We start from the raw sequence: 3,404 nt of genomic DNA, 5'->3' as shown, positions 1-3,404 counted from the left end.
ATGATGCGTAGTCTGGACATCCCGACCAAGCTCGTCATGGGAGACTCCGCTTACGTAGACGAGTACCATGCTTGGAACGAAGTTTTCCTGAACGGCAAATGGGTGATCATCGATACGACGGTGGATTCGGGATTGAAGCAAGGCAACAAAGCAACCATCTTCTTGAAGGATGCTTCCAAGTATACGAAGGCCAAACAATACTAACTATATATGTAGAAACAATTCGGACCCTCGCCTCGGCGGGGGTCTTGTTGCATGCCCGGAGAACCTATGAAAAAGAAAGATATAAATTTATGAAAAAAGGACTTGCATTCCTCTAGGCAGCTGTGATATATTATAAAAGTCGCCGCTGAGACATTGGCGCTGACAACGAAAGAAAAGATTGTTCTTTGAAAACTGAACAACGAGCGAAACTGCCCGATACAATCGCAAGATTGAATCGAAAACAAGCTTTCGCGATGGGCTTCGGCCGGTCGGGAAAACTTGATAGCAACAACGTAATGAGCAAGTCAAACACCTTTATGGAGAGTTTGATCCTGGCTCAGGACGAACGCTGGCGGCGTGCCTAATACATGCAAGTCGAGCGGATCTGATGGAGTGCTTGCACTCCTGATGGTTAGCGGCGGACGGGTGAGTAACACGTAGGTAACCTGCCCGACAGACTGGGATAACATTCGGAAACGAATGCTAATACCGGATACGCGATTTGGTCGCATGGCCGAATCGGGAAAGACGGAGCAATCTGTCACTGTTGGATGGACCTGCGGCGCATTAGCTAGTTGGTGAGGTAACGGCTCACCAAGGCGACGATGCGTAGCCGACCTGAGAGGGTGATCGGCCACACTGGGACTGAGACACGGCCCAGACTCCTACGGGAGGCAGCAGTAGGGAATCTTCCGCAATGGGCGAAAGCCTGACGGAGCAACGCCGCGTGAGTGATGAAGGTTTTCGGATCGTAAAGCTCTGTTGCCAGGGAAGAACGCTTAGGAGAGTAACTGCTCCTAAGGTGACGGTACCTGAGAAGAAAGCCCCGGCTAACTACGTGCCAGCAGCCGCGGTAATACGTAGGGGGCAAGCGTTGTCCGGAATTATTGGGCGTAAAGCGCGCGCAGGCGGTTAATTAAGTCTGGTGTCTAAGGCTGGGGCTCAACCCCGGTTCGCACTGGAAACTGGTTGACTTGAGTGCAGAAGAGGAAAGTGGAATTCCACGTGTAGCGGTGAAATGCGTAGAGATGTGGAGGAACACCAGTGGCGAAGGCGACTTTCTGGGCTGTAACTGACGCTGAGGCGCGAAAGCGTGGGGAGCAAACAGGATTAGATACCCTGGTAGTCCACGCCGTAAACGATGAATGCTAGGTGTTAGGGGTTTCGATACCCTTGGTGCCGAAGTTAACACATTAAGCATTCCGCCTGGGGAGTACGGTCGCAAGACTGAAACTCAAAGGAATTGACGGGGACCCGCACAAGCAGTGGAGTATGTGGTTTAATTCGAAGCAACGCGAAGAACCTTACCAGGTCTTGACATCTGAATGACCGTCCTAGAGATAGGGCTTTCCTTCGGGACATTCAAGACAGGTGGTGCATGGTTGTCGTCAGCTCGTGTCGTGAGATGTTGGGTTAAGTCCCGCAACGAGCGCAACCCTTGATCTTAGTTGCCAGCACTTCGGGTGGGCACTCTAAGGTGACTGCCGGTGACAAACCGGAGGAAGGTGGGGATGACGTCAAATCATCATGCCCCTTATGACCTGGGCTACACACGTACTACAATGGCCAGTACAACGGGAAGCGAAACCGCGAGGTGGAGCCAATCCTATCAAAGCTGGTCTCAGTTCGGATTGCAGGCTGCAACTCGCCTGCATGAAGTCGGAATTGCTAGTAATCGCGGATCAGCATGCCGCGGTGAATACGTTCCCGGGTCTTGTACACACCGCCCGTCACACCACGAGAGTTTACAACACCCGAAGTCGGTGGGGTAACCCGCAAGGGAGCCAGCCGCCGAAGGTGGGGTAGATGATTGGGGTGAAGTCGTAACAAGGTAGCCGTATCGGAAGGTGCGGCTGGATCACCTCCTTTCTAAGGATATACCCGAACCCGATGAGGTTCGGATAGGAAGCAATGCTTCCACAACCGACATGTCGCTCATGTTCAGTTTTGAGGGAATAACCTCAATCTCATCCGTTTGGTGGCGATGGCGGAGGGGAACCACGCGTTCCCATACCGAACACGACCGTTAAGCCCTCCAGCGCCGATGGTACTTGGACCGCAGGGTCCTGGGAGAGTAGGACGTCGCCAAGCGGGTAACTCATAGATGAAGCGACGTTATTCTCCTTTGGGAAAATGACGAAAACTTGATCGATGAATACTCAAGAAGCTATGCGGTTTAATTGAATAACTGAGGGCCTTTAGCTCAGCTGGTTAGAGCGCACCCCTGATAAGGGTGAGGTCGGTGGTTCGAGTCCACTAAGGCCCACCATTATCGACTTTGAGTCGATGTCCCTTTGGGGCCATAGCTCAGCTGGGAGAGCGCCTGCCTTGCAAGCAGGAGGTCAGCGGTTCGATCCCGCTTGGCTCCACCAACAAACTACCATCTTTTGCACCTTGAAAACTGGATAACGAAAGTAAGCATTTTTCGAAATCATCGTAAGATGATTAGAAAATATGCCAAATTGCTGAAACATCCTTAAGCTATTTAAGAGATGGCCGTATTTCTGAAGCAATTCAGGAAGCGACACATCGAAATACTAGGTTAAGCTAGTAAGAGCGCACGGAGGATGCCTAGGCACCAGGAGCCGAAGAAGGACGTGGCGAACAACGATACCGCCTCGGGGAGCCGTAAGCAGGCTTTGATCCGGGGATTTCCGAATGGGGAAACCCAGCTGGAGTAATGTCCAGTTACTTCTGACTGAATACATAGGTCGGATAGAGGCATACCGGGGGAACTGAAACATCTAAGTACCCCGAGGAAGAGAAAACAAAAGTGATTCCGTCAGTAGCGGCGAGCGAACGCGGATTAGCCCAAACCAAGGAGCTTGCTCCTTGGGGTTGTAGGACGTCTCACATGGAGTTACAAAGGTGTTTGGTAGGCGAAGAGATCTGGAAAGGTCCGCCATAGCAGGTAAAAGCCCTGTAGCCGAAAGCAAGCACTCTCCGAGACGGATCCTGAGTACGGCGGGACACGTGAAACCCCGTCGGAATCCGGCAGGACCATCTGCCAAGGCTAAATACTCCCTGGTGACCGATAGTGAAGCAGTACCGTGAGGGAAAGGTGAAAAGCACCCCGGAAGGGGAGTGAAAAAGAACCTGAAACCGTGTGCTTACAAAAAGTCAGAGCCCGTTAACTGGGTGATGGCGTGCCTTTTGTAGAATGAACCGGCGAGTTACGATCCCGTGCAAGGTTAAGGTGG

General features: G+C 52.1%; 1 protein-coding gene, 2 tRNA genes and 3 rRNA genes (1 of these 6 cut by a window edge). All 6 read left to right on the top strand.

What is annotated here, in order from left to right:
- On the top strand, positions 1–204 hold a 204-nt coding region (locus ACFVR6_RS16125), incomplete at its 5' end, for a transglutaminase domain-containing protein (RefSeq protein WP_386964871.1).
- 314 nt (positions 205–518) lie between these two features.
- Positions 519–2,073, top strand: a 16S ribosomal RNA gene (locus tag ACFVR6_RS16120).
- A gap of 105 nt (positions 2,074–2,178) precedes the next feature.
- Positions 2,179–2,295, top strand: a 5S ribosomal RNA gene (rrf, locus tag ACFVR6_RS16115).
- 101 nt (positions 2,296–2,396) lie between these two features.
- Positions 2,397–2,473, top strand: a tRNA-Ile gene (locus ACFVR6_RS16110).
- A 27-nt stretch (positions 2,474–2,500) separates the two neighbouring features.
- Positions 2,501–2,576: transfer RNA gene (locus ACFVR6_RS16105), tRNA-Ala, on the top strand.
- Positions 2,577–2,744: 168 nt separating this feature from the next.
- A 23S ribosomal RNA gene (locus ACFVR6_RS16100) occupies positions 2,745–3,404 on the top strand (it continues 2,279 nt past the right edge of the window).
- The 16S, 23S and 5S rRNA genes sit together here with 2 tRNA genes alongside, the layout of an rRNA operon.

This window comes from Microbacterium sp. NPDC058021 (genome assembly GCF_042885955.1).
GTDB lineage: Bacteria > Actinomycetota > Actinomycetes > Actinomycetales > Microbacteriaceae > Microbacterium.
The sequence above is the reverse complement of the archived record's forward strand: the minus strand, read 5'-3'. Positions and strand labels throughout refer to the sequence as shown.